Consider the following 21,755-nt stretch of genomic DNA (forward strand, 5'->3'; position numbering starts at 1 on the left):
GACAATCGGTCAGTTGGGACAATCGGTCAGATGGCGCAATCGGCCTGATGGAACAGTCGGTCGCGCCGGCCATTGACCGATCTGAAGTTACGGGTATATACACGTATCCATGCTGACGACCCAATGCCTCTGCACCAAACTGCGCCGCTCGGCCCGTGCCGTGACCCGCGTCTATGACGATGCCCTGAAGGGCGTCGGGCTGACCACTGCGCAATTCTCCCTGCTGCGGCACCTGTCGCGGCTGGAGCAGCCGAGCATCTCCGAGCTGGCCGAGGCCATGGGCCTGGACCGCAGTACGCTGGGGCGCAATCTCAAGCCATTGGAAGCCGATGGGTTGGTGAAGCTGGAGGAGGGCGACGACCTGCGCAATCGCATCGTCGCGCTGACACCGGCCGGGCTGGAGCGAATCGTCCGCGGACGCGATGCCTGGGATGCGGCGCAGAGTGATGTGGCGGCGCATCTGGGCGATGACAAGCGTCGTCAGCTGGAAGCCTTGCTGGATGAACTGGCCGCGCTGGAGAGCTAGCGGCGGCCTGCGTGCCTTGTGGAATAACGAATAAAAGCGGGTATATACCCGCGCAGGAGCAACCGATGTCGAAGCTGTCGCGCACAGGGTTCTGGATACTGCTATCCGGCGCCCTGATCCTCGCCCTGTCCCTGGGCATCCGCCATGGCTTCGGCCTGTTCCTCGCGCCGATGAGCGCGGAGTTCGGGTGGGGGCGTGAGACCTTCGCCTTCGCCATCGCCCTGCAGAACCTCATCTGGGGCATCGCCCAGCCGTTCACCGGGGTCATCGCCGACCGCTTCGGCGCCATGCGCACCGTGTTGGTGGGCGGCATTCTCTATGCCGTCGGCCTGGTGCTGATGGGCTATTCCGACTCGGCCTTCAGCCTGTCGATGAGTGCGGGCCTGCTGATCGGGATCGGCCTGTCCGGCACCTCCTTCTCGGTGATCCTCGGCGCGGTCGGCCGCGCGGTGCCGCTGGAGCGGCGCAGCATGGCCATGGGCATCTCCGCTGCCGCCGGCTCCTTCGGCCAGTTCGCCATGCTGCCGGGCACCCTCGGGCTGATCGGCTGGTTGGGCTGGTCCGCCGCGCTGCTGGCGCTGGGTCTGCTGGTCGCGCTGATCGTGCCGCTGGCGGTGCTGATGCGCGACAAGCCGCTGCCGGTCCAAGGCCATGAGCAGACCCTGGGTGAGGCGCTGCGCGAGGCCGCCGGGCATTCCGGCTTCTGGCTGCTGTCGCTGGGCTTCTTCGTCTGCGGCTTCCAGGTGGTGTTCATCGGCGTGCACCTGCCGGCCTATCTGGTCGATCGCCACCTGCCGGCCACCGTTGGCACCACGGTGCTGGCGCTGGTGGGGCTGTTCAACGTGTTCGGCACCTACTTCGCCGGCTGGCTCGGCGGGCGGATGAGCAAGCCGCGGTTGCTGACCGGCCTCTACCTGCTGCGCGCGGTGGTGATCGTCGCCTTCATCTGGGCGCCGCTGAGCGTGTGGAGCGCCTACGCCTTCGGCATCGCCATGGGCCTGCTGTGGCTGTCCACGGTGCCGCTCACCAACGGCACCGTCGCCACGCTGTTCGGCGTGCGCAACCTGTCGATGCTCGGCGGCATCACCTTCCTGTTCCACCAGATCGGCGCTTTCCTCGGCGGCTGGCTGGGCGGCTACGTGTATGACCACACCGGCAACTACGACCTGGTCTGGCAGCTCGCCATCCTCCTCAGCCTGTTGGCCGGCCTGCTCAACTGGCCGGTGCGCGAACGCCCGGTCGAGCGCCCGGCGCTGGGGGCGGCGTGAAGCGTCCCGTGGTGATCGCGCTGGTGCTGGGCCTCGGCCTGGTGCTGGCCGGCCTCGCCTGGTGGGGCTGGCAGCGTGGCGGCCTGGCGTTGATGCAACTGGGAATGGGCAGTTGCTGAGGTCCGGCGCGCGGGGTAGCGTGGCGGAATAATCCGAGGATCACTGCCATGCGCCTTTCCCTGTTCGCCCTGACCCTGCTGTTGCCCTTCGCCGTCCAGGCCGCCGATTGCCCTGCGCTGCTCAAGACCCAGGGCGAACTGCCCAAGCTGCGCTCCAAGGACATGCTCGACCTCTGCGCGCTCTACGCCGGCAAGCCGCTGGTGGTGGTGAACACCGCCAGCCACTGCGGCTTCACTCCGCAGTTCAAGGGGCTCGAAGCGATCTACCAGCAGTACAAGGGACAGGGCCTGGAGGTGTTGGGCGTACCTTCGGACGACTTCAAGCAGGAGGACGCCGACGCCGCCGAGACGGCGAAGATCTGCTACGGCAACTACGGCGTGACCTTCAACATGACCTCGGTGCAGCCCGTGCGGGGCGACGACGCCATTCCGTTGTTCAAGGACCTGGCGCAACAGGCCGACCAGGCGCCGCGCTGGAATTTCTTCAAGTACGTGGTGGACCGCCAGGGCAAGGTGGTCGCGCAGTTCTCCAGCCTGACCAAGCCGGATGATCCCGAGTTGAAGGCGGCGATCGAGAAGGCCATCGCCAGCCAGCCCTGAGCCGGGTGCTCTTCGTAGGAGGGAGCTTCGGGCCGTGTCAGTGCCATGGGATTCGCGAGCAGGCTCGCTCCTGCAGGTTTTTCCTTTTACCGGTCGGAAGTGAAATTTCCTGTTACAGGTTCGCTGACGGAGTGCGACAATTCGCGCCCGGCGGCTCAGCAGATGGCCGCCGAAATCATGGACCCGATTTCAGGAGATCGACCCTATGGATGGCAAAGCCCTCTTCCTCGCCGCGCTGCTTGCGCAGGCCGCCGTCGCCCCGGCATTTGCCGCGCCCGCTACTTCCAATTCCAGCGAAGCCCCTGCGGCTGCTGCCACCGCTCCCGCCGCCGAGTCGGACGAGGAAATGTCGCCCGAAGCCTTCGTCGCCAGCCTGCACTTCCAGAAGGGCAAGGTGGTGGTCGGCGACAACCTCGCCACCTTCGACCTGCCGAGCAACTTCGTCTTCCTCGATGGCCAGGATGCCGAGCGCGTGCTGGAAGCCTGGGGCAACCCGCCCAGCTCCGAGCCGCCGCTGGGCATGCTGATGCCGGCGGGCGTCTCGCCCTTCGAGGCGGCCTCCTGGGCAGTCACCGTGCAGTACGAGGAGAGCGGTTACGTGTCCGACGAGGACGCGGCGAAGATCGACTACGCCGAGATGCTCAAGGACATGCAGGACGACCTGAAGGAGGCTAACCCGCAGCGCGAGCAGCAGGGCTTCGAGAAGATCCAGCTGATCGGCTGGGCCGCGCCGCCGCATTACGATGCTGCGGAGAAGAAGCTCTACTGGGCCAAGGAGCTGCAGTTCGGTGATGCCAAGGAATACACGCTGAACTACAACATCCGCGTGCTGGGGCGCAAAGGCGTGCTGGTGCTGAACTTCGTCGCCGGCATGGAGCAGCTGCCGGAGATCGAGCAGAACGTCGGCAAGGTACTGGCGATGACCGAGTTCAATCCGGGCAGCCGCTACGTCGACTTCAACCCGAGCATGGACAAGGTCGCCGCCTATGGCCTGGGCGCGTTGATCGCCGGCAAGGTTGCGGCCAAGGCGGGTCTGTTCGCCACCCTGCTGATCCTGCTGAAGAAGCTGTGGATCGTGCCGGCCCTGGCCTTCGGCTGGATCGCCCGCCGCTTCAAGCGCAAAGCCTGATTCGCTCACCGCCGGAAAAGAAAGGCCGGGCAATGCCCGGCTTTTTGCTCTGCGCTCTGGATCTTCGTAGGAGCGGACCTTGTCCGCGAAATCCGCAGCGGCGGACTTCCTGTTAACCGGCGCAAACTGCTGTATCGCGCTCGTTCACCTGGTCATTCACCCTTCACCACCCAGTGGCGGTGGGACTTCGCGGACAAGGTCCGCTCCTGCGGAAGTTGCGCCCTGGCGTTGCATCGGGGCAGGCATGAAAAAGCCGGGCAATTACCCGGCTTTTGCTCTGCGCTCTGGATCTTCGTAGGAGCGGACCCTTGTCCGCGAAATCCGCTGCGGCGGACTTCCTGTTCACCGGCGCAAACTGCTGTATCGCGCGCGCTCACCTGGGCATTATTCCTTCACCACCCAGTGGCGGTGGGACATCGCGGACAAGGTCCGCTCCTACGGAAGTTGCGCCCTGGCGTTGCATTGGGGCAGGCATGAAAAAGCCGGGCAATGCCTGGCTTTTTGCTCTGCGCTCTGGATCTTCGTAGGAGCGGACCTTGTCCGCGAAATCCGCAGCGGCGGACTTCCTGTTCACCGGCGCAAACTGCTGTATCGCGCGCGCTTACCTGGGCATTATTCCCTCACCACCCAGTGGCGGGGGGACTTCGCGGACAAGGTCCGCTCCTACGGAAGTCGTGCCCTGGCATTGCATTGGGGCGGGCATGAAAAAGCCGGGCAATGGCCCGGCTTTTTCTGGTGCTGCTGAAGGTCAGCCTTTCTCGCCCTGAACGGCCTTGCCGCCCACGGTGCCGTCCTTGAGCATGATCTGGTACTCCTTGCCGTCGGACTCCTGCTGATACAGGCGCACGAGGAGGAAGTCCCAATCCTTGGCGAACCAGAGGATGGTCTTGCGGTTGCTCTTGGTGGGGTCGCGCACGCGCTCCACCTTGATGGCGGTGATCAGGCCGGCCTGAGTGCGCACCTTCTCTTCGCCGAGCACGCGGAAATCGTAGGTATCGGTATCGGTACCCTCGATCACCTGGTAGCTCATGGCCTTCTTGCCGACGGCCACGTCATGCTGCAGCGCGAGCTGGTAGGTGGACTTGTCCAGCTGGCCCTTGTTCAGCGGCTGGCGTACCTGGTCGCCGCGGTCGCTGCCCAGCACCTGCTTCTCGGCCCAGTCGAAGTCGAGTTCGGTCTGCTTGTTCTTGCCCAGGCCTTCGCGGGCCCAGCGGTAGGTCAGCGGCAGGTAGGTGTCGTTCTCGACCTTGAAGGTGCTGCTTTCGGACAGGCTGGCAAGCAGCATGGACGCCTTGAAATCCAGTTCCCAGCGGCCGCCGTCGCCTTGCTTGAGGCTGCGGGAGGCGGTCCCGCTGATCGGCATCTGTTTCCAGTCGGCGGTGTAGCTGGCCTCGAACGGCTTCAGGTCGAAAGCCTGGGCCGGCAGGGTCAGTACAGCCATCAGGAACAGCAGGGCTCTACGCATCACGAATCTCCTAGGTTCGGTACGAATGGCCGGAGGCGGGCAGAAGCTCGTCATCCAGCATGGCGCCTTGTTCGCCCAGCCTCACTCGGCCTTCGGCGAACCAGCGCATGGCCAGCGGATAGATCACATGTTCCTGCACGTGAACGCGTTGGGCCAGCGTTTCCGGCGTGTCGTCAGACTCTACCGGGATTGCCGCCTGTACGACCAGAGGACCTCCATCAAGTTCCTCGGTGACGAAGTGCACGCTGCAGCCGTGCTCGGCGTCGCCAGCCTCCAGCGCGCGCTGGTGGGTATGCAGGCCCTTGTACTTGGGCAGCAGGGACGGATGGATGTTCAGCAGACGGCCCTGGTAGTGGCGCACGAAGTCGGCGCTGAGGATGCGCATGAAGCCGGCGAGCAGCACCAGATCGGCGTCGAAGCCGTCGATGGCCTGGACCAGCGCGGCGTCGAAGCTCTCGCGGTCGGCGTAGGACTTGTGGTCGAGGAAGCGGGTCTCGATGCCGGCCTGGCGCGCACGCTCCAGGCCGTAGGCGTCCGCGCGGTTGGAAATCACCGCGCGGATCACCGCCGGCGTGTCAGCGCCGGCGAGACTGTCGATCAGGGCTTGCAGGTTGCTGCCGGAGCCGGAAATCAGCACCACGACATTGCAAGGTGTGGACATCAGTGGCCTTTCAGGTTGTTCAGGACCACGCGCTCGGCGTCGGCGGCGCAAGCGTCGATGCGGCCTATGACCCACGGCTGCTCGCCGGCGTCACGCAGGGCTTTCAGGGAAGCCTCGATCTGATCCTGGGCGACGCAGATGACCATGCCCACGCCGCAGTTCAGCACGCGGTGCATCTCGGTCTCGTCGACGTTGCCTTTTTCCTGCAGCCAGTCGAAGACCGCCGGGCGCTGCCAGCTGGCCACGTCGACCACGGCCTGGGCGTTGTCCGGCAGGACGCGTGGGATGTTGTCCAGCAGGCCGCCACCGGTGATGTGGGCCATGGCCTTGACCGCGCCGGTCTGTTTGATCAGCTGCAGCAGCGGCTTGACGTAGATGCGCGTCGGCGCCATCAGCAGGTCGGCCAGGGGTTGGCCGTTCAGCTGGGTGGACTCGATGTCGGCGCCGGAGACTTCGATGATCTTGCGGATCAGCGAGTAGCCGTTGGAGTGCGGGCCGGAGGAGGGCAGGGCGATCAGGGCGTCGCCGGCGACCACTTTCGAGCCGTCGATGATCTCGGCCTTCTCCACCACGCCGACGCAGAAGCCGGCCAGGTCGTAGTCTTCGCCTTCGTACATGCCCGGCATCTCGGCGGTTTCACCACCGACCAGGGAGCAACCCGCCAGCTCGCAACCGGCGCCGATGCCGGTGACTACGGTGGCAGCCACGTCGACGTTGAGCTTGCCGGTGGCGTAGTAGTCGAGGAAGAACAGCGGCTCGGCGCCGCACACGACCAGGTCGTTGACGCACATGGCGACCAGGTCCTGGCCGATGCTGTCGTGCTTGTTCAGGTTCAGCGCCAGGCGCAGCTTGGTGCCGACGCCGTCGGTACCGGAGACCAGTACGGGCTGCTTGTAACCGGCCGGGATTTCGCACAGAGCGCCAAAGCCACCCAGGCCGCCCATGACTTCCGGACGCGCGGTGCGCTTGGCGACGCCTTTGATGCGTTCGACCAGGGCTTCGCCGGCGTCGATGTCCACACCGGCGTCCTTGTAGCTCAACGAGGGTTGCTTGTTGCTCATAAATCCAGGCCTATAGAAGGGATGATTCGTCTTGCCGCCGGGCGCGCCGTTCGCGCTTCCCGGCCTGCGCGGGAGGCGCGGGATTTTATCAGGCTTGCCCGGCAGCGGCCATCTCGCGCTGTTGCCGCTGGCCGGACGGCTGTTTAAGGTATAGGCCTTCCTGTCGGCTCGCCCTGCTTGCCGGCATCTTCGTTTTCTCCGCGAGAGCCCGCCATGCGCCTGACCGCCCGCCTGTTGATCCTCTGCCTGTCGCTGCTCAGCCTGCCGACCTTCGCTGAAACGCTGGGCAACCTGTACCAGGTGCACGAACCGGTCGCCTCCCAGCAGCCGGACGAGCGCAACGCAGGCCTGACCCGTGCCCTGCAGACCCTGGTGCTGCGCCTGACCGGCAACGCCGGCGCTGCGCAGAACCCGGCCCTGGCCGGTTACTTCAAGGACCCGCAACAGCTGATCAGCCAGTACGGCTACGAGAATGGCCCGCCCATGGCGCTGGTGGTGGACTTCGACCCCACCGCCACCGACAACGCCCTGCGCCAGGCCGGCCTGCCGGTCTGGGGCGCCAGCCGCCCGAGCGTGCTGGCCTGGTGGCTCAATGAAAGCGCCAACGGCAGCAGCCTGGTGGGCGACAGCCAGGAAGCCTCTGCTCCGCTGAACCGCGCCGCCCAGCGCCGCGGCCTGCCGCTGCGCCTGCCGATCGCTGATCTGAGCGAACAGCAGGTCGGCACTCCCGAGAACCTCAACGCCGCCCAGCCCGACGCCCTGAAATCCGCCTCCGAGCGCTATGGCGCCGACGCCCTGCTGGCGGTGGACGCCAAGGAAGCCGACGGCAAGTGGACCGCCACCTGGCGCGTGTGGATGGGCGACAACCGCGAACAGGGCCAGGCCCAGGGCGACACCCCCGACGCGCTGGCCGATGCGGTGATGCTGGGCGTGTCCCAGCGCCTGTCGCAGCGCTTCGTCGGTTCGGCCAGCTCGGCTTCGGCCCAGGTCCTGCAGATCGAGGGCGCCGACCTGGCTCGCTACGCCGAAGTGTCGCGCCTGCTGGAGCCGATGGGCGCCAAGCTGGTCGAGGTACAGGGCAGCAACCTGCTCTACCGCGTGACTGCCAGCCCCGAGCAGCTGCGTGCGCAATTGGCCCTGGCACGCCTGCAGGAAGCGCCGGCCGAGCCCGCCCAGCCGGCGGTGGATGCCAACGGCCAGCCGGTGCCCAACGCTGCCGTGCCGAAGCAGAACACCCTGCGCTTCCACTGGTAATCAGCGGCTCCCGACCGGCCGGGTTGCGGGCAGACGCCCGCTTCCAGGCCCCGGCGGCTCTGAGTCGCACGTGGTAGCTGCGTTATCCTTCTGATTTGGATAAACTTTCAGTCACCAAGGCCCACCCCAAGCGATTGAAGAAACGCCCGGCCCGGCATGACTCCTATGCAGCTCCCACTCAGCGTACGTCTGCGCGATGACGCAACGTTCGCCAACTACTACCCCGGCGCCAACGCGGCGGCGCTCGGCTATGTCGAGCGTCTGTGCGAGCCCGAGGCGGGGTGGACGGAAAGCCTGATCTATCTCTGGGGCGCCGAAGGCGTGGGCCGCAGTCACCTGCTGCAGGCCGCCTGCATTCGTTCCGAACAGCTGGGCGAGCCGTCGGTCTACCTGCCGATGGCGGACCTGGTGGCCTACGGTCCGGAAATCTTCGACAACCTCGAGCAGCGCGAGCTGGTCTGCCTGGACGACCTCGACGCCCTGGCCGGCAAGCGCGAGTGGGAAGAGGCGCTGTTCCACCTGTTCAACCGCCTGCGTGATTCCGGCCGCAAGCTGCTGCTGTCGGCGTCGGTATCGCCGCGCGAGCTGGGGGTGAAGCTGCCGGACCTGAAGTCCCGCCTGACCCTCTCGCTGATCTTCCAGCTGCACCCGCTGACCGACGACGAGAAGCTGCGCGCCCTTCAGCTGCGCGCTTCGCGCCGTGGCCTGCACCTGACCGACGAAGTGGGACGCTTCATCCTCACCCGCGGCGCACGCAGCATGCAGTTCCTCTTCGACCTGCTGGACGAACTGGACAAGGCCTCGCTGCAGGCCCAGCGCAAGCTGACCATTCCCTTCCTCAAGGAAACCATGGGCTGGTAAGCCAGTCCCGGTTTCAGCGCACTTCGTTCAGAAACGCCACGATGGCCCTGGCGCATGGTTCTGCGCGGCTTTGCAGGAGGAAGTGCGGGCCGGCAATGTCTCTTGTCCTGATGTTTGTGCAGCCGTGAGCGATGCCAGTGCGTGCGCTTCTGCTCACCAGGCGATCCTTTGTCGGGATCAGGCTCAGGCAGGGGCTCGACAGTGCGGCGCCCGACTCACTTAACTCGGACAGCACCTTCAGGCGAGCACGCACCAGTGCAGCGGGCATGCGCCTGATTTCATCGGCGATCAATGCCACCAGCTCCGGCGATGCCTCTGCGTCCACACAGAATTGGCGGATCAACGCAGAGCGAGCAAGGAGCGCCGGCGGCGGCAATGGGGTCAGCCTGAGCAGTGCGAGCAGCGGGTTGGGCCGGCTGGCGAAGGTGGCGGCGAAGACAACGCCCTTCAGCCCCGCCGGGGAGCGTTGCGCCAGCTCCCGTGCCAGTGGGCCGGAAAACGACTCGCCCAGCAGCACGAAAGGTTCGGTTCCGAGCCTGGACTGGAGCGCGTTTGCCAGGCTGGGATAGTCCTGCGCGCCGTGTCCGGGCAGTTCCAGACACTCCACTGGCAGGTCGCTGGGAAGGCAGGCCAGCAGTGGAGCGAAGAGTCGGTTGCTGCCGTTCAGGCCTGGCAGGAGCAGCAACCGCACCGATCAGCTCTCGCCCGCGAGCTTGCGGTCGTACTGGAAGCGCCAGCGCGTGTACATCAGCGCCGAGCAGAACAGCGACACGCTGAGGATGATCTCCGCCCAGCCGAAGATGGCGTGGTTGGGATCGAAGGCGTTGAGCACGCCGAGGATGAAGTACAGGTTGATCACGTAGCACGCCCAGGCATGGCCGCGGGCGCTGCCGATCAGGATGCCCGGCGCCACCACCAGCAGCGGCAGCAGCTTGAAGCCGAGGAACACCCAGGGCACCCAGCGCGCACCGCCGTGGGCATCAGCGAACAGCAGGTCCCAGATGAGGATGAGCAGGATCAGCCCGATGAAGCTGCCGAGGGCGACCGCGCGGCTGGCGCCCAGCCGGGGTTTGAGCCATTCCATGGACGGCAGCGGTTTGTTCTTGCGGGCCATTCAGCTCTCCAGTTTGCGGGCGACTTCGGCCAGGCGCTTGCCGAGCGCGCGGCACAGGGTGATTTCGTGTTCGTCCAGGCTGCGCTTGCCGTCAGCGGTGGCGAAGTGGCTGGCGCCATAGGGCGTGCCGCCGCCGCGGGTTTCCAGCAGGGCCGGCTCGCTGTAGGGGATGCCGGTGATGAGCATGCCGTGGTGCAGCAGCGGCAGCATCATCGACAGTTGGGTGGTCTCCTGGCCGCCGTGCAGGCTGGCGGTGGAGGTGAACACCGCCGCCGGCTTGCCCACCAGGCCACCGGTCAGCCACAGGCTGCTGGTGCCGTCGAGGAAGTACTTGAGCGGCGCAGCCATGTTGCCGAAGCGCGTCGGGCTGCCGAGGACGAGGCCGGAGCAGTCCTTCAGATCATCCAGGGTCGCGTAGAGCGCGCCTTCGGCCGGGATATCCGGAGCGACGGCTTCGCACTCGGTAGAAACCGGGGGCACCGTGCGTACGCGAGCTTCCAGGCCACCCTGCTCGACGCCGCGGGCGATCTGCCGGGCCATTTCGGTGGTGGCACCGTGGCGGCTGTAGTACAGGACCAGGACGTAGGGCGCGCTCAAGGCAGGATCTCCAGCACCTTCTCCGGCGGCCGGCCAACCACCGCCTTGTCGCCGACCACCAGGATCGGTCGTTCGATCAGCTTGGGATGGCTGGCCATGGCGGCGATGATCTGCTCATCGCCCAGCGCCGGGTCAGCCAGGCCCAGTTCCTTGTACTCATCCTCGCCGGTGCGCAGCAGCTGGCGCGCGCCGATGCCCAGCTTGCCGAGCAACACCTTCAGTTCGGCGGCGCTGGGCGGGGTTTCCAGGTAGCGGATGATCTCGGGCTGGATGCCGCGCGTTTCGAGCAGTTCGAGCGCGCCGCGGGATTTCGAGCAGCGCGGATTGTGGAAAAGTGAAATCTGGCTCATGTGCCGGGACTCGCAAGGCCGATGAAGTGGCGGCTATTCTAACCGCCTCCTCGGACCGGACTGAACCGCTGTCGTTCGCCGTGATCCATGAGGACGGTTTTTTCAGTGCAGCCAAAGGACATTTCATGCACGAACGCTTGCGGGGCCTGGTCGAGTTCGGCCGCTATCTGGTCCAGCGCTTCCTGGCCGACAAGGCGCCCAACAGCGCCGCGGCCCTGACTTACACCACGCTGTTCGCGGTCGTGCCGATGATGACCGTGACCTTCGCCATGCTCTCGGCGGTGCCGGCCTTCGAAGGCATGGGCGAGCGCATCCAGCTGTTCGTGTTCCGCAACTTCGTGCCGTCCACCGGCGAGGCGGTGGAGGCCTACCTGCGCAACTTCACCGTGCAGGCGCGGCACCTGACGTGGCTGGGCGTGGCTTTCCTGGCGGTCACCGCGTTCACCATGCTGGTGACCATCGAGAAGGCCTTCAACGCCATCTGGCGGGTGCGCCAGCCGCGCCGTGGGGTGACCCGCTTCCTGCTGTACTGGGCAATCCTCAGCCTGGGACCGCTGTTGCTGGGTACCGGCTTTGCCGTGTCCACCTACATCACTTCGCTGTCGATGCTTTCCGGTCCCCATGCCTTGCCGGGTGCTGCGATGCTGCTGAAGTTCATGCCGCTGCTGGCCAGCGTCGCCGCTTTCACTCTGATCTATGCCGCGGTGCCCAACGCCCGCGTGCCATTCCTCCACGCCCTGGCCGGCGGTGCCTTTACTGCGATCCTGTTCGAGGCGGCGAAGGAGCTGTTCGGCTTCTATGTCAGCTTCTTCCCCGGCTACAAGCTGATCTACGGCGCCTTCGCCACCGTGCCGCTGTTCCTGCTGTGGATCTACCTGTCCTGGCTGATCGTGCTGTTCGGCGCCGAGCTGGTCTGCAACCTGTCCTCGACGCGCCTCTGGCGGCGCCGGGCGATGCCGCGCCTGCTGGTGATCCTCGGCGTGCTGCGGGTGTTCTTCGACCGCCAGCGCCACGGCTTGCCGACGCGCCTGGTGCATCTGCACCGCGCGGGATGGCTGCTGCCGGAGGATGAGTGGGAGGAGGTGCTGGACTTCCTGGAAGGCGAGCAACTGGTCTGCCGCGCCGGCTCGACCACGGCGTCCTGGGTGCTGTGCCGCGACCTGGGCAGCTATAGCCTGCATCACCTGCTCAACCGCAGTCCCTGGCCGCTGCCCTGCCTGGACGCGCTGCCGGAGCATCTGGACGAACCCTGGTACGCGGAATTGCGGAGCACGCTGGAGCGCTATCAATCCGATCGGCAAGCGCTGTTTGGCGACAGCCTGGCGAAATGGTTGAAGCCGTCACATTCCGAGTGACGTAAAACGTCAGTTTTCGGCGTTTCTGATGCCAGCGAAAGGCTGGCGGAGTGCGCGGATGCGTCATTCTCCGCTATTTCAGAATTGGCATGCTTCTGGCTATAGGGGAAACAGGACATAGATGTCCTTCGGAAGTTCCCCTCAAGGCCAGTAGATTCCATGAAAAACGACCAGAACAACGTAGTACACCTGCATCAGCGCGATCTGACGAGCGCCCTGGAGCGGCTGAATAGAATCACTGGTCTGCAATTCAGCAGCTGGCCCGAATCGCTGCTGCCTTCGGTCGCACCAGAGGTCGCCGAAGCGGCTGCTGTCGCTCAGATCGATATCGCTCCGGTGCGCCAGCTGGGCTGACGTTTCAGAGGCTGGTAGCCACCGGGCGGGCGCCTGCCTGCTGTTCCACCGCCTGCATGAAGACTTCCTCGGCGATCACGCGCGACAGCGCGACCGCCGCGCGCAGCTTGACCTGCGCATCCTCGATCCGCTGCGAAAAGGGCAGCCGTACGACGCCTGACAGCAGGATGCGGTTCTGCTTGTTCACCGTGCCATGGTCGATGACCACCTCGCGCAGGCGCTCGCCATCGCGATAGCTGACCAATAGCGTCACCGGCAGCTCCGCCACGCCGGGCAGGTGCAGCCAGGCCGCCACGTTGAAATCCGCCAGGCGCCCACCGCCCGCTGCATTGGCCGGCCGTGCGCTGGCGACAATATGGCTGGGAACCTTGCTGACAAGCTGGTCTGTAGGCTGCATCGGGATGTCCTGTCGATGAAGGGCGGCGTACGTGGCGCCGGCCGCGTTCTGAAGGTCGCTGGGTAGAGGCGAGCGGAAGTCGTCCGGAAAGTCAGAACGAACGTTCGAATTATAGAAAGATGAAGTAGGACGATTCCGTGCTTACTGCCGATCTTGCCTGTGAACCCTCTCCCAATTCCGCTAATCAGGCCAGGCGAAGCGGATGACGAGCGACCAGGGGAGTCCCCAGGTTGGCGGCGGGTAACGGCAGGATGGTCTGGTTGTCGAAGCTGGCCAGTTGCAGCCAGAGATTCTCGCCCTCGACGAACTGCCCCTGGGGCACCCAGAGGCCGTGGTACCAGCCATTGCCGGGCTCCGGCGTGCTCTGCAGGACGCCGGGGTGACGCTGGGCGTCAGGGGCGCGGCGCAGCCAGACCGGCCGCGGCAGTCCCTTGAGGTAGCGCAGGCCCAGGTGCAGGCCGTCGGCGTTGAGGTGACGCCAGCGCACCACCGCCAGGGTGGCGGTGGTGCCGTTGCCGGGGATCAGCAGCAACTGGCCCACAGGGAAGCTCCCGCCCTGCTGGCCGGCGCAGAGAATGCGCGCGCCACCGGCGCTGGCATCCATCAGCGAAGCCTCCAGGCAGGGACCACTGTTGCTGTCGAGCAGGTGGCGCTGGATCGCGGCCAGCCCGACCACCACGCGGCACGTGCCGTTCTGCTCGGAGCGTTCGTGGCGGCGCGGCTGGTGGCCCAGCCAGTGGTGGCGGACGCGCTCCAGCAGCGCGCCCTGCTCCAGTCGGCGCAATGGCGCTGGGTCGTGCAGGGCGATCAGCAGTGCGCCCAGCTCCAGGCGCCGCAGCTGATCGGCAGGCGCCTCGGCGGACTGGTCGACGGCCAGGCAGGGTTGGTCAGAGCCCAGGTCGACGACGAAGCCGTCCTGCTCCTCCTCGTCCCAAGGCAACAGCCGGCCGAGGGCGGCCAGCGGCGCGAGGGCGCTGAACAGGTGTGGCGCCTCGCCCTCGGTGAGGTGGAACGGGTTGCTCAGGGCCAGCAGCAGGACCTGCTGGTAGAGGCCACGCAGCGTGCCGGCCGGTACCGGGTCGAAGGCCGCGGCCACGGGTTCGTCCAGGCACTCCTGGTGTTCACCGATCCAGTACAGCAGGTGGCTGTCGCGCCACAGGCTGCCCGGCGGCTGATGGTATTGCTGGTAGTGGCGCAGCAGGGCCTGGGCGAGAAAGTGCTGGGCCATGTACAGGCACCAGGCCATGTGCGGGCGCGAGGGCTTGTGTCCATGCAGTATCTGCAGCAGCAGGCGCTTGAAGCCGGCGGCCAGTTCGGCGCAGAAGTGCACGAAGATCGCCGGTGGTGTCCTTTCCAGGCGCACCAGGCGCTCGTAATGCCGGTATTCTTCGCTCAGGCTTTGCAGGGCGCGCTGCCTTTCCAGTAAGGTCAGCGCGCAGCGGTTGAGGCGGAACAGCGTACCGAGGGCCTTCTGCAAGGCTTCCTGCAGCGGCTGCTGACGCGATTCCAGGAGCCCGGCCGCCAGGTTGCTCATGGCCTGCGCGTCCTCTTCGAGGATGTCCGGCACCTCCAGGCGCAAGGCATCGAGCATCATGACCACCCCGCATACACGAGGACTGAAGGCATGGGAGTGCGGCTCCGTATTGTGATGGGCTTGATCGCCGGCCTGATCCTGGCCGGCTGCTCGGCGGACTATGGCACCGATCAGCATGGACAGAAAGTACCCGCTGCCAGCGTGGATGGCCAGTGGCTAGTCATTAATTACTGGGCGGAGTGGTGCGCGCCCTGCCGCAAGGAAATCCCCGAGCTGAACGGGCTGGCCGAACAGGGCAAGTCCCAGGGCTTCCGCGTGCTGGGGGTGAACTTCGATGGACTGCGCGACACCGAGCTGGCCAAGGCGTCCCAGGCGCTGGGCGTGCAGTACACCGTGCTGGCGGACGACCCTGCGCCGCGCTACCAGTTGCCGCGCAGCGAAGCCTTGCCTGTCACCTACATCATCGATCCTGCGGGCAAGATGCGCGAGCAACTGCTCGGCGAGCAGACCGCCGCCGGCCTGCAGGCGCGCCTGAGCGCATTGCGCGAGGAGAAACGATAGATGGCCAGGATCTGTCTGCACGGCTACATCAGCGGCAAGGTGCAGGGCGTCTACTACCGGCAGAGTACCCAGGAGCAGGCCGACAGCCTGGAGATCGATGGCTGGGTACGCAACCTCGATGACGGTCGCGTCGAGCTGCTGATCGAGGGCGAGGAGGAAGCGGTGCGCGAGCTGGAGAAGTGGCTGGCCCGCGGGCCGGTGAAGGCCAGGGTGACAGCGGTGGAGCTGCAGCCGATGACACCCCAGGGCATCACCGGCTTCATCGTGCGCCGCTAGCGCTCAGTCGCTGGCGCCGGGGTCCGCGGCCAGGCGGCCGGCGTCGGTCATCAGGCTGTGGAGGAATTCCTTCTGCAGCTCCGGATCATTGCGGGTCAGCTCGATCAGGCTCTGTTCCAGTTCGCTGGCTTCTTCTTCCAGGCCCAGGTCGGAGAGTCGCTTTACCCGGTGTACCCAGTGGTGCACGTCGTCACCTTCCAGGTCGTCGTAGATCAGCGCGTGGGCTTCCTGCAGCTTGCCACGCAGCGAGCGGCTGACCATCAGGCTGGCGTCGGCGCGGGTGTCGTCGGAAGGGTCCTGGACGCTGAACTGCAGGCGGCCGATGCGGCTGACTTCGTCGTCGCTGAAAGGGCCTTCCAGCAGGTTCAGGCGCAGCACGCCGTGGCGATCGGTGAGCAGCTCCTGGGAGTTCTTGCCGGCGGTGACGGTCACCGGGCGCTCCGACCAGGGCAGGCTGGAGTATTCGGTGCGCTTGTCGCGCTGCTTCTCGTCGATCGATGCCAGGTTCTGCTCGGCACGGCCGTTGGACTCGACGTTCATGAACGGATTCATGCCATCGATGCCGTAGCGGATCCAGCCGCGGGTGACGCTCTCGGGCAGGTTGCCGAGGGCGAACACGTTGACCACGTTGGCGCCGATGCCGCCGACGAAGGCGACGACGCCCAGCGGCATCTCGTACACCTTGCGCCAGCCTTGGTACGGCGTGTAGCGGTCGTAGCGGCGGGTGACCTCGAACTCGGTGACTTCGAAGGTCTTCTGTTCCTGCACGCGGATGCGCCGCTGCGGCAGTTCGAGCACGCTCGGAGTGCCGACGTCGATCTGCAGGCTGTGGTCGAGCAGTTTGCGCTCGACCCGCTCTTCATGCTCGCTGCGTTGCGGCAACTGGTTGGCGCAGCCGCTCAGCAGAAGGCTGCCGCACAGGGCGGCAGCCGCGAGGCTGGTGGTACTTCGGGTGGACATCGCTCTGCTCAGTTGCGGATCTTGGCCGTGATGAAGGCTTGCAGGTCGGACAGGGCGACAGGCTGCGACTCGGCGTCACGGCGGCCCTTGTACTCCAGGCTGCCTTCGTCCAGGCCACGCTCGCTGACCACGATGCGGTGCGGGATGCCGATCAGTTCCATGTCGGCGAACTTCACGCCGGGGCTGGTCTTCTTGTCGCGGTCATCCAGCAGCACTTCGAAGCCGGCGGCGGTGAGGTCCGCGTACAGCTTGTCGGTAGCGGCGCGCACGGCTTCGTTCTCGTACTTCATCGGCACGATGGCGATCTGGAACGGCGCGAGGGCGGCCGGCCAGAGGATGCCGCGGTCGTCGTAGTTCTGCTCGATGGCAGCGGCAACCACGCGGGAAACGCCGATGCCGTAGCAGCCCATGATCAGGGTGACCGGCTTGCCGCTCTCGCCCAGTACGGAAAGCTTCATGGCTTCGCTGTACTTGGTGCCGAGCTGGAAGATGTGGCCGACTTCGATGCCGCGACGGATGATCAGGGTGCCCTTGCCGTCCGGGCTCGGGTCGCCTTCGACGACGTTGCGCAGGTCGGCGATTTCCGGCACCGCCAGGTCGCGTTCCCAGTTCACGCCGAAGTAGTGCTTGTCGTCGACATTGGCGCCGGCGGCGAAGTCGCTCATCAGCGCGACGGAACGGTCGATGATGCACGGCAGCGGCAGGTTCAGCGGGCCGAGGGAGCCGGGGGCGGCGCCGATGGCGGCCTTGATGTCCGCTTCGCTGGCCATCTGCAGGGGGCTGGCCACCAGCGGGTGGTTGCCGGCCTTGATCTCGTTGAGCTCGTGGTCGCCACGGACGATCAGGGCGATCAGCTTGCCTTCCTCGGCGGCGTGCACCACCAGGGTCTTGATGGTCTTCTCGATCGGCAGGCCGAACTTCTCGACCAATGCGGCGATGGTCTTGGTCTCGGGAGTATCGACCAGGCGCAGCTCTTCGCTGGCGGCGCCGCGAGCGGTTTCGCGGGGCAGGGCCTCGGCCTTCTCGATGTTGGCGGCGTAGTCGGTGGATTCGCCGAAGACGATGTCGTCCTCACCGGAGCCGGCCAGCACGTGGAACTCGTGGGAGCCGCTGCCGCCGATGGAGCCGTTGTCCGCCTGCACGGCGCGGAAATCCAGGCCCAGGCGGGTGAATATCTTGCTGTAGGCGCCGTACATGACGTCGTAGGTGGCCTGCAGCGAATCCTGGCTGGCGTGGAAGGAGTAGGCATCCTTCATGATGAACTCGCGGCCACGCATCAGGCCGAAGCGCGGACGGATCTCGTCACGGAACTTGGTCTGGATCTGGTACATGTTGATCGGCAGCTGCTTGTAGCTGTTCAGCTCGTTGCGCGCCAGATCGGTGATCACTTCCTCGTGGGTCGGGCCAACGCAGAAGTCGCGGTCATGGCGATCCTTCAGGCGCAGCAGCTCGGGGCCGTACTGCTGCCAGCGACCGGATTCCTGCCACAGCTCGGCGGGTTGGATGGCGGGCATCAGCACTTCCAGGGCGCCGGCGGCGTTCATCTCTTCGCGAACGATGGTCTCCACCTTGCGCAGTACCCGCAGACCCATTGGCAGCCAGGTGTAGAGACCGGACGCCAGCTTGCGGATCATGCCGGCGCGCAGCATCAACTGATGGCTGATGACGACCGCATCGGAAGGGGTTTCTTTCAGGGTGGACAGCAGGTACTGACTGGTACGCATCTTTGGCCGTTTTGTCGGTTGCGAAGGGGAATATAGGCTGGGCATTGTACGGTGCAGGTCTGGCTGCGTACAGGGCGCGGCGGGCGGAGAGGGAGGAGTGGCGTGAGTCGTTTGAATGCAGCCCAGGTACAGGCGTTCATCCGCGCGGGATTGCCCATGGCGGACGACATGGATTTCCGTATCGATGCACTGGAAGGGCGCAGCGCCTTCGCCCGTGTGCCGTTCCACGGCAAGCTGGTGCGGCCGGGCGGCACCGTGTCCGGGCCGACCATCATGGCGCTGGCGGATGCGGCGATGTATGCGGTGATCCTGGCGCAACTGGACAACGTCGAGATGGCCGTTACTTCCAATCTCAATATCAATTTCTTGAGCAAGCCCAAGCCGGAAGACCTGCTCGCGGAGGCGAAGATATTGAAGCTGGGGCGCCGGCAAGTGGTTTGCGAAGTGGCTGTCTACTCGGTCAGCAATCCGCAGGAGTTGGTTGCCCATGTCACGGGTACTTATGTATTGCCGATGTAACACATACGTTCGAAGTTGTAGGTAAGTTGCAATAAAAAAGCCCGGCGGATGCCGGGCTTTTTATTACCGTTAGTTCGCTCTGGTATTACAGAACGGACAGCGGATAGTCGACGATCAGGCGGAACTCGTCGACGTTGCCTTCGGCCTGGTCGGCGTTGGCGCGGTGCCAGGCCTGACGAGCGCGGAAGGACAGGTCTTTGGCCGGGCCGCTCTGGATCACGTACTTGGCCTCGACGTTGGTCTCGCGATGCTTGCCATCGTCGCCGTAGCCGTAGTTGGCGTACGGGCTGGTCGGATCGATCTTGCCGCCGTCGATGTTGTCACCGTGGATGTAACGGGTCATGAAGGTCAGACCCGGTACGCCGTACTCGGCCATGTTCAGGTCGTAACGAGCCTGCCAGGATTTTTCACCCGGGCCGTTGAAGTCGGAGTACTGAACGGAGTTGGCGAGGAAGATCGAGTCGCCGCCGGCGTTGTTGTCGCCGATACCGATGTAGTCGAACGGAGTGTTGCCGTTCACTTTCTGGAAGGCCAGGGTGAAGGTGTGCGCGCTCAGGGTGTAAGCGGCGGCCAGCGAGAAGGTGTTGTTGCTGATGTCGCCGAGTTTGGCGGAACCTTCGTCGGTGGTGCGGTAGTAGTTGAAGTCCAGGCCGAGGGACTGATTGTCAGCGATCGGCAGGGTGTAGTTCAGGTTCACGTAGTACTGGTTCCACAGGTCTTCGACCTTGGCGCCGTACAGCGAAGCGGAGAACTGATCGTTGATGGCGTATTTGCCACCCAGGAAGTCGGCAGTATTGGCGGTGACGCCGCCGTACTGGGACCAGATCTCACCATCGCGGTTGGTGGTGTCCTGGCCGGTACCGGAATAGAAGTGACCGCCTTCCAGATCCAGACCTGCGATTTCACTGCTCATCAGGCTGAAGCCGCTGGCAGTTTGCGGCAGCAGGCGGGTACCGCCGACGGCGAATACCGGAGCGGTCGGCTGCATGTCACCGAATTTCAGCTCGGTCTTGGAGACGCGGATCTTGACGGCTGCGCCGGCTTTGCCGAAGTCGTCGGCTTTGCGGCCATCGTCATGGACCGGCAGGTTGCCGGTGCCGCCGTAGCCACGGCCGCCATCGAGTTTCAGGCCCAGGTAGCCGAAGGCGTCAACGCCAAAGCCTACAGTGCCTTGGGTGAAACCGGAGCTGTAATTGGCCCAGAAGCCCTGGGTCCAGTCACGGGCGTCAGTAGCACCGTCTTTCTTGTTGCGATTGAAGTAGTAGTTGCGAACCAGGAAGTTCAGGCTGCTGTCTTCGACAAAGCCTTTAGCGTCAGCCTGATTACCTACGAAGGGTTCGGCCATTGCCAGTTGTGTGCTGCCTGCAGAAACCGCCAGGGCGATGGCGCTCCACTTCATCACTTTCATTGTGATTGCTCCTTTGGTTTTGAAATTATCTGCCATCACAGTGCCGCGTGACGGCTCTTTCTTTTTGTCGGCGCTAACTTATAGCACGCGTGTTCAGTTGGCGATAGTTGCCCCAATAAACACACAAAAACGTTACGGGACTGTCGCAAAGCTGCATGACGCATGTCGCATTCAAGCAGTTCTCATGTTGCAAAAAGAGATTGCCCCCTGATTGCTTCATAGATGCTTCAGTCCCCGTGGTTCTCACTTCCATCGACCACTTCTTTATTCTCCCGCTCCTCGCCCACTTCTTCTGCTGCAGGGTGGGCGTCGGTGCGATGTCCATGCTACTAGCAACATCCGTGCACAAAAGCTCGGAATCGCCATTCACAGTGTCCGCCTTGCGACGTGTTGACGCATTTCACGGCTTCTGTTGGGGATTTGCAACATGAAAGCGCACGCATGTCGTTTTCTGGCATCCCGTAGTTGCGGCTGTTTAAACGATTTTTCTCCGCCGATGGCCGGGGTTGTCGTGCAGATTCCTGCACGCGCCTGTTGTCGGGATATGCCAATACGCGCCATGCGCGATGCTGGTGCGGTGGTGGAAAGGGGTCGCACCACCGCGGGGCGTCGATCGGGCGTGTTCGTCGATGGGGCGTTCCAGTATTCTTCGCGCCCTTGGGCTCCGCCGTGGAGCTAGGCTTGAAAAGGCGTTTGTTCGAACAGGAGAGGTCTGATGTTCGCCCTGGATTCCCGTCTGAAGCAGGACACCGTGGCAGTGGGTGATTTCCCGTTGAGCACCCTGCTGCTGATGAACGACTCGCAGTATCCCTGGTTCATCCTCGTGCCGCGTCGCGAGGATGTCAGCGAAATCTTCCAGCTGGACTCCGCCGACCAGCAGCAGCTGTGGCGCGAAGCGACCCAGTTGGCCGAGGTGCTCAAGGACACCTTCGACGCCGACAAGATGAATGTGGCCAACCTGGGCAACGTGGTCAGCCAGCTGCATGTGCATGTCATCGTCCGCAAGACGGATGACGTGGCCTGGCCGGGCCCGGTCTGGGGGCGGCATCCGGCGGTGCCTTATAGCGCCGAGAAGCTTGCGCGGGTGCGGGAGAAGCTGCGAATGGCGCTGGGCGACGGCTTCCGCTTCATTCAGGAGTGAACGATGGACCTGGAAAATCGGGTGATGGACCTGGAAAGCCGCCTGGCCTTCCAGGATGACGCTCTGCAGACGCTGAGCGACGTGGTCTATGAGCAGGAGCGAGTGATCGAGCGCCTGCGCCTGCAGATGCAGGCTTTGCTCAAGCGCCTGGAGGAGGTGCAGGGGCAGGTCGGCATCGCCGACGACGAAGCGCCGCCACCGCACTATTAATAGCCGCAGAATGAAAAAGCCCGCCAATCGGCGGGCTTTTTGATGGGGTAACGCTTAACGACGGTTGGGCAGGGCGGCGATCACGTCTTCCGCTTGCAGGCCCTTGTCGCGCTGGACGACGGAGAACTCCACGCGCTGACCTTCGATGAGGATGCGGTGGCCTTCGCCGCGGATGGCGCGGAAGTGGACGAAGATGTCCTCGCCCGAATCGCGGGAGATGAAGCCGAAGCCCTTGGAGGTGTTGAACCACTTCACGGTGCCGGTTTCACGGTTCTCGCCGCCGAAGCTTTCGCCGGAGGGGGCGTAGGCGG

Annotated in this window: 27 protein-coding genes; 14 read left to right on the top strand and 13 right to left on the bottom strand. The window is 64.9% G+C overall.

What is annotated here, in order from left to right; genetic code table 11:
- The first annotated feature begins 109 nt into the window (after positions 1-109).
- From HNP46_RS13480 to HNP46_RS13495, 5 genes are all read left to right on the top strand, one after another.
- Positions 110-526, top strand: a complete 417-nt coding sequence (locus tag HNP46_RS13480) for a MarR family winged helix-turn-helix transcriptional regulator (protein WP_184589670.1) — start codon at positions 110-112, stop codon at positions 524-526.
- Positions 527-600: 74 nt separating this feature from the next.
- Positions 601-1,794 (top strand): MFS transporter, encoded by a 1,194-nt coding sequence (locus HNP46_RS13485; protein ID WP_184589948.1) that lies wholly within the window; start codon positions 601-603, stop codon positions 1,792-1,794.
- A complete protein-coding gene (locus HNP46_RS35850) occupies positions 1,791-1,913 on the top strand; it encodes a hypothetical protein (RefSeq protein ID WP_260403174.1) in 123 nt (40 codons plus the stop codon). The genes HNP46_RS13485 and HNP46_RS35850 overlap by 4 nt, the downstream gene beginning before the upstream one ends.
- 48 nt (positions 1,914-1,961) lie before the next feature.
- On the top strand, positions 1,962-2,513 hold the full coding sequence (locus tag HNP46_RS13490; RefSeq protein WP_184589672.1) for a glutathione peroxidase: 552 nt from the start codon (positions 1,962-1,964) through the stop codon (positions 2,511-2,513).
- Positions 2,514-2,718: 205 nt separating this feature from the next.
- Positions 2,719-3,642 (top strand): DUF2167 domain-containing protein, encoded by a 924-nt coding sequence (locus tag HNP46_RS13495; RefSeq protein WP_184589674.1) that lies wholly within the window; start codon positions 2,719-2,721, stop codon positions 3,640-3,642.
- A gap of 748 nt (positions 3,643-4,390) precedes the next feature.
- Here the strand turns inward: HNP46_RS13495 and HNP46_RS13500 are convergent.
- From HNP46_RS13500 to purM, 3 genes are read right to left on the bottom strand one after another with little or no spacing between them, the layout of a single operon-like run.
- Positions 4,391-5,107 (bottom strand): DUF3108 domain-containing protein, encoded by a 717-nt coding sequence (locus HNP46_RS13500; protein ID WP_184589676.1) that lies wholly within the window; start codon positions 5,105-5,107, stop codon positions 4,391-4,393.
- Positions 5,108-5,117: 10 nt separating this feature from the next.
- Positions 5,118-5,768, bottom strand: coding sequence for a phosphoribosylglycinamide formyltransferase (purN, locus tag HNP46_RS13505; RefSeq protein WP_184589678.1), 651 nt, complete (start codon positions 5,766-5,768; stop codon positions 5,118-5,120).
- A complete protein-coding gene (gene purM, locus HNP46_RS13510; RefSeq protein WP_184589680.1) occupies positions 5,768-6,829 on the bottom strand; it encodes a phosphoribosylformylglycinamidine cyclo-ligase in 1,062 nt (353 codons plus the stop codon). Before purM ends, purN begins: the two co-directional genes overlap by 1 nt.
- A gap of 213 nt (positions 6,830-7,042) precedes the next feature.
- On the opposite strand from purM, the gene HNP46_RS13515 reads away from it, so the two are divergent.
- Both HNP46_RS13515 and hda read left to right on the top strand, forming a co-directional pair.
- Positions 7,043-8,083: a DUF2066 domain-containing protein gene (locus tag HNP46_RS13515; protein WP_184589682.1), complete on the top strand. Its 1,041-nt coding sequence runs from the start codon at positions 7,043-7,045 to the stop codon at positions 8,081-8,083.
- 156 nt (positions 8,084-8,239) lie between these two features.
- Positions 8,240-8,944: a DnaA regulatory inactivator Hda gene (hda, locus tag HNP46_RS13520; protein WP_024764559.1), complete on the top strand. Its 705-nt coding sequence runs from the start codon at positions 8,240-8,242 to the stop codon at positions 8,942-8,944.
- 13 nt (positions 8,945-8,957) lie between these two features.
- Here the strand turns inward: hda and HNP46_RS13525 are convergent, their stop codons facing one another.
- Genes HNP46_RS13525 through arsC form a run of 4 tightly spaced genes read right to left on the bottom strand, consistent with a single transcriptional unit; the run spans position 8,958 to position 11,005 of the window.
- Positions 8,958-9,635, bottom strand: a complete 678-nt coding sequence (locus HNP46_RS13525) for an alpha/beta fold hydrolase (protein WP_184589684.1) — start codon at positions 9,633-9,635, stop codon at positions 8,958-8,960.
- A gap of 3 nt (positions 9,636-9,638) precedes the next feature.
- On the bottom strand, positions 9,639-10,058 hold the full coding sequence (locus HNP46_RS13530; protein WP_184589686.1) for a DUF2069 domain-containing protein: 420 nt from the start codon (positions 10,056-10,058) through the stop codon (positions 9,639-9,641).
- On the bottom strand, positions 10,059-10,655 hold the full coding sequence (gene wrbA / locus HNP46_RS13535; RefSeq protein ID WP_184589688.1) for an NAD(P)H:quinone oxidoreductase: 597 nt from the start codon (positions 10,653-10,655) through the stop codon (positions 10,059-10,061). It lies immediately after the preceding gene.
- A complete protein-coding gene (gene arsC, locus HNP46_RS13540) occupies positions 10,652-11,005 on the bottom strand; it encodes an arsenate reductase (glutaredoxin) (RefSeq protein WP_184589690.1) in 354 nt (117 codons plus the stop codon). Before arsC ends, wrbA begins: the two co-directional genes overlap by 4 nt.
- 125 nt (positions 11,006-11,130) lie before the next feature.
- On the opposite strand from arsC, the gene HNP46_RS13545 reads away from it, so the two are divergent.
- Positions 11,131-12,360, top strand: a complete 1,230-nt coding sequence (locus tag HNP46_RS13545) for a YihY family inner membrane protein (RefSeq protein WP_184589692.1) — start codon at positions 11,131-11,133, stop codon at positions 12,358-12,360.
- Positions 12,361-12,519: 159 nt separating this feature from the next.
- Positions 12,520-12,714, top strand: a complete 195-nt coding sequence (locus HNP46_RS13550) for a hypothetical protein (protein ID WP_184589694.1) — start codon at positions 12,520-12,522, stop codon at positions 12,712-12,714.
- Between the two features lie 4 nt (positions 12,715-12,718).
- Here the strand turns inward: HNP46_RS13550 and HNP46_RS13555 are convergent, their stop codons facing one another.
- Entirely contained in the window at positions 12,719-13,111 is a 393-nt protein-coding gene (locus HNP46_RS13555) for a hypothetical protein (RefSeq protein WP_184589696.1), read from the bottom strand.
- Positions 13,112-13,295: 184 nt separating this feature from the next.
- Positions 13,296-14,705 carry a PilZ domain-containing protein gene (locus tag HNP46_RS13560; RefSeq protein ID WP_184589698.1) on the bottom strand — a complete coding sequence of 470 codons (1,410 nt, stop codon included), beginning with the start codon at positions 14,703-14,705 and terminating at the stop codon, positions 13,296-13,298.
- Positions 14,706-14,735: 30 nt separating this feature from the next.
- Between HNP46_RS13560 and HNP46_RS13565 the strand changes: the two genes are divergently transcribed.
- Both HNP46_RS13565 and HNP46_RS13570 read left to right on the top strand, forming a co-directional pair.
- Positions 14,736-15,206, top strand: coding sequence for a TlpA disulfide reductase family protein (locus HNP46_RS13565; protein ID WP_184589700.1), 471 nt, complete (start codon positions 14,736-14,738; stop codon positions 15,204-15,206).
- Positions 15,207-15,482 (top strand): acylphosphatase, encoded by a 276-nt coding sequence (locus HNP46_RS13570; protein WP_184589702.1) that lies wholly within the window; start codon positions 15,207-15,209, stop codon positions 15,480-15,482. It abuts the gene before it with no gap.
- A gap of 3 nt (positions 15,483-15,485) precedes the next feature.
- Here the strand turns inward: HNP46_RS13570 and HNP46_RS13575 are convergent, their stop codons facing one another.
- Positions 15,486-16,442 carry a hypothetical protein gene (locus HNP46_RS13575; RefSeq protein ID WP_184589704.1) on the bottom strand — a complete coding sequence of 319 codons (957 nt, stop codon included), beginning with the start codon at positions 16,440-16,442 and terminating at the stop codon, positions 15,486-15,488.
- A gap of 8 nt (positions 16,443-16,450) precedes the next feature.
- On the bottom strand, positions 16,451-18,166 hold the full coding sequence (locus HNP46_RS13580) for a proline--tRNA ligase (RefSeq protein ID WP_184589706.1): 1,716 nt from the start codon (positions 18,164-18,166) through the stop codon (positions 16,451-16,453).
- Between the two features lie 111 nt (positions 18,167-18,277).
- Between HNP46_RS13580 and HNP46_RS13585 the strand changes: the two genes are divergently transcribed.
- Positions 18,278-18,685 carry a PaaI family thioesterase gene (locus HNP46_RS13585; protein ID WP_184589950.1) on the top strand — a complete coding sequence of 136 codons (408 nt, stop codon included), beginning with the start codon at positions 18,278-18,280 and terminating at the stop codon, positions 18,683-18,685.
- 85 nt (positions 18,686-18,770) lie between these two features.
- Here HNP46_RS13585 and HNP46_RS13590 read toward each other — a convergent pair whose 3' ends face one another.
- On the bottom strand, positions 18,771-20,093 hold the full coding sequence (locus HNP46_RS13590; protein WP_184589708.1) for an OprD family porin: 1,323 nt from the start codon (positions 20,091-20,093) through the stop codon (positions 18,771-18,773).
- A 715-nt stretch (positions 20,094-20,808) separates the two neighbouring features.
- Between HNP46_RS13590 and HNP46_RS13595 the strand changes: the two genes are divergently transcribed.
- Both HNP46_RS13595 and HNP46_RS13600 read left to right on the top strand, forming a co-directional pair.
- On the top strand, positions 20,809-21,234 hold the full coding sequence (locus HNP46_RS13595; RefSeq protein WP_184589710.1) for an HIT family protein: 426 nt from the start codon (positions 20,809-20,811) through the stop codon (positions 21,232-21,234).
- A 3-nt stretch (positions 21,235-21,237) separates the two neighbouring features.
- On the top strand, positions 21,238-21,444 hold the full coding sequence (locus HNP46_RS13600; RefSeq protein ID WP_184589713.1) for a SlyX family protein: 207 nt from the start codon (positions 21,238-21,240) through the stop codon (positions 21,442-21,444).
- 54 nt (positions 21,445-21,498) lie between these two features.
- Here the strand turns inward: HNP46_RS13600 and HNP46_RS13605 are convergent, their stop codons facing one another.
- A complete protein-coding gene (locus HNP46_RS13605; RefSeq protein ID WP_184589952.1) occupies positions 21,499-21,699 on the bottom strand; it encodes a cold-shock protein in 201 nt (66 codons plus the stop codon).
- Positions 21,700-21,755 lie beyond the last annotated feature (56 nt).

Source organism: Pseudomonas nitroreducens (assembly GCF_014204515.1).
Classification (GTDB): Bacteria; Pseudomonadota; Gammaproteobacteria; order Pseudomonadales; family Pseudomonadaceae; genus Pseudomonas; species Pseudomonas nitritireducens_A.